Source organism: uncultured Gimesia sp. (assembly GCF_937919775.1).
Lineage (GTDB): Bacteria > Planctomycetota > Planctomycetia > Planctomycetales > Planctomycetaceae > Gimesia.
The window spans coordinates 1-3,089 of sequence record NZ_CALFPF010000680.1 but is presented as its reverse complement, the minus strand read 5'-3'; the positions used below and the strand labels follow the sequence as shown (position 1 = coordinate 3,089).

Genomic DNA, 3,089 nt, shown 5'->3' with positions numbered 1-3,089 from the left:
TGTGAGAGTAAACCAAAAGACAAAGAGGATGCGCTTGATGGCGAGAAAAAACTCAGCAAATTCATGCGCGAGAAACTGAGCAGTTCGCAACTCGTGCTGGAAGGGCTCATGGTCGAGGATTACGGCATGATGCAGAAGGGGGCTCGGAAGATGATCGAGATGAGCAACGCCACGGAATGGCAGGTGATCGAAGGCCCTGTTTTTGCACGTCAAAGTGAAGAGTTCCGTTCCGCCGCCCAACAGGTGATCAAGTTCTCCAAAGAGAAAAACATCGACGGTGCCTCACTCAGCTACCTGCATTTAACGATGACCTGCATTGCCTGCCATAAGAAAGTCAATAAAGTCCTGATCTCCGAACGATAACATATCGCTCACGAGTAAGTTTCAATAAAACAGGGGAATGCGAATTGATTTCGCACTCCCCTGCTCTGTTTAATCAGACCCGGAAATTACTTTTCGGTGACAGCCGTAGAAGCGGTTTTCTCAGCCGGTTTGGCAGGGACAACACGAATCACACGGCCGCTCTGGTGTTTGTCGCCGTCCATTTCCACCGTGCGAACCCGCAGCAAATGCGTGCCCGGTTCTAAACCCGCAGGCAGTTTCGCATGCCAGAGGTGCGTCGACTGCTTGGCTTTCGGCAGATCTCGATACTTCTTGTCTTTCACGCCATTCTCTGACTCAGACAGTTTTTTGAAGCTCGGATCGATACCCGGCTGAAATTCCATCGGAACCCAGGTTCCTGCTTTGCCGATCAGCATTTCGACTTTGGAGCGTTCCGAACCGTTGAACACGTTGACAATCACCTCCGTCTCGGCCAACTGGTTGGCGGGGACTTCTTCCGGAGCCATGATATTCATCTGATACTTTTCAGAACGGCCTGCCGCCCGGAAGTCCAGATTGTATTCCTTACCGTTAAAACGGATGATGGAATAACCATTCGGAGCACCGTCGGCCATCACGGTATGCGGAATGCCCCGTTCATCGGGAGAACCGGACCACCAGCTGCCGCTGACCGTCACATTGATAATATGATGATGCGGTTGCGGTCCGCGCCAGCCGTCCGCTTTGGTAATGAAACGATGCTCGTGATGATGGGTGTGCCCGGAAATGGACATACAGAACGGACGTTGTTCAATCAACCGGTACAACTCCTGTCGATCATTGACGTCAACCAGCGGGATATGCATCATCAGTACGACCAGTTGATCTGCGGGAATCTGTTTCAAATCGTTCTTGATAAACTCCATCTGTTCCTTACCAAGTCCGCCTTCGTATTTGCCCTTCTTGTTTTTTTCCGAAACAATCCATTCGATATCATCGAGGGCAATAAAATGCACGGTTCCGTAATCGAATGAGTAATACGAAGGACCAAAAGCACGTTCGAATGTTTCATCGCTCAGTTTGTCATTCGGAGCATCATAGTTGATGTCGTGGTTGCCAATGACGTTGTACCAGGGAATGCCCAGCAGCGCGATGCCGCGCGCCTGCGATTCGAACAGTGAAAGATCGTCAAATAGAATATCTCCCAGTGTCACGCCAAACGAAGCGTCGGTTCCGACCAGTTCTTCGATGACGTCGTGGGCGATATAATCAATTTCCTTTTGATCGCGAGGTTGCGGATCTCCAAAGAAAATCGCCCGGAATTCAGCAGGCTCTTTCTGAGGATAAAGCGGAAAATCCACCGAAGCAGGCAGAGGACCGGTCGGCTTGACCCCCGCGTATTTGGATTCCGGCGAGCCCTTGGGTTTGTGAATATAGTAGAACTCCGGTGTCAGATTCCTGCTCAGCGGCGTCCGCCAGCCTTGTGGTTTTATCACAAACAGAATCGTATCGTCGGTAACCGGCAACTGGTACTGGCCTTTTTCATTGGTGCTGACGATCTCAACGCCATTGGAAACGCGGACCCCCGGCAAAACTTTTTCTCCGGCGTCCCGCTGGCGATTGTTGTTCGCATCATGAAAAACATAACCGGTCGCCGTCTGTGGCTGGCTTTCTGTTTTTGATTCCGCCTGCCCGAATGTCTGACCGCTCAACACCAGCAGTAAAGCCAGAAGTAATTTTGTCAGTGATAATCGACTCATTGATTTTCCCTTGTCAGTAAACCAGATAAATTGTCTTGATTTATGTTACGTTCCACGCCACAGATACAACACCCATAGGCTATATTTTATATGAAGTTGTCTGTAACACTGTACAATCGACGAGACCCGCATCGATGCAGATCGCTTGTCGCCTGAAATAAAACAACCGGAGAATGAAAGGCAGCTCATTCCCCGGTTGAAGTGACTGTAGTCAATCAGGTGTTTACCCCGATTTCATTAGAAGTTGTCGATCACTTCACGATTGGCACGCGTTCCCAGAGCGGCCCAGATCGTCTGGCTGATGTTTTCCGAAATGAAACGTCCGGAACCATCTGCAAAACAGACCTGTACTCCACCGGTATGCAAACTCCGCGCCGTCGCAATCTGAGTTCCATCGTTTGCTTCCGTACAAGGCATCTCGGTGGTACTCACACACTTTGTGACAATATCGGAAGTCCTGGTGTTGGGATTACGGCCCGCACTGAAAGCCGAGCCCCCCATTCCCGAATAGACCCAGGCACCACGCGTGTCAGAGGTGACGTCATTCAGGTAATTGAGTTCGCTCACCAGCAGTGTATTACTGGTGCCGTCCAGAATGTCTCTGATATTCGTTGACGAATTCATCGTAAACACGCCGGCTGTCGAATTTGCATAAGAAGCGGTCAAGTTGCCGGAACCATAGTTGGCAGCATAGTTTCCACGAGACATGTGCTCCAGAGACCGGAAAGCAACATTACTGCGACGATCCCAGGGATGGCTTGGACAACGATACGCAGCCGGTGCAAAATGACCAAAAATATTGTTCATATAGTCCAACGGATCTCCCGCATTCAAAACAGGGGCCGACTTCTCCCACAGCGCGCTTTGTTCCATCTGAGGCAGGATATAAACCAGCCAGTTGCCTCCCATACTTTGACCGTTGAAGTTACCACATTCCTGGGCACCGGTAAGAACTGTAGGAGGATTTCCGGCACAGGGACCAATCACTCCGCCCGGTGGAAAAACATT

3 protein-coding genes are annotated in these 3,089 nt (G+C 50.5%); 1 reads left to right on the top strand and 2 read right to left on the bottom strand.

All coding sequences use genetic code 11. The features are described from left to right. A partial coding sequence (locus Q0294_RS19320; RefSeq protein ID WP_299468724.1) for a hypothetical protein occupies positions 1-363 on the top strand: 363 nt, incomplete at its 5' end. Between the two features lie 86 nt (positions 364-449). Here Q0294_RS19320 and Q0294_RS19315 read toward each other — a convergent pair. Then, positions 450-2,081 (bottom strand): calcineurin-like phosphoesterase family protein, encoded by a 1,632-nt coding sequence (locus Q0294_RS19315; RefSeq protein WP_299468722.1) that lies wholly within the window; start codon positions 2,079-2,081, stop codon positions 450-452. Between the two features lie 237 nt (positions 2,082-2,318). Further along, positions 2,319-3,089: DUF1559 domain-containing protein (locus Q0294_RS19310; RefSeq protein ID WP_299468720.1), on the bottom strand; the 771-nt coding region annotated here is incomplete at its 5' end.

Bases quoted from the DNA above. Each gene is read 5' to 3' on its own strand.
- Q0294_RS19315 (WP_299468722.1), bottom strand. From the start codon at position 2,081: ATGAGTCGATTATCACTGACAAAATTACTTCTGGCTTTACTGCTGGTG.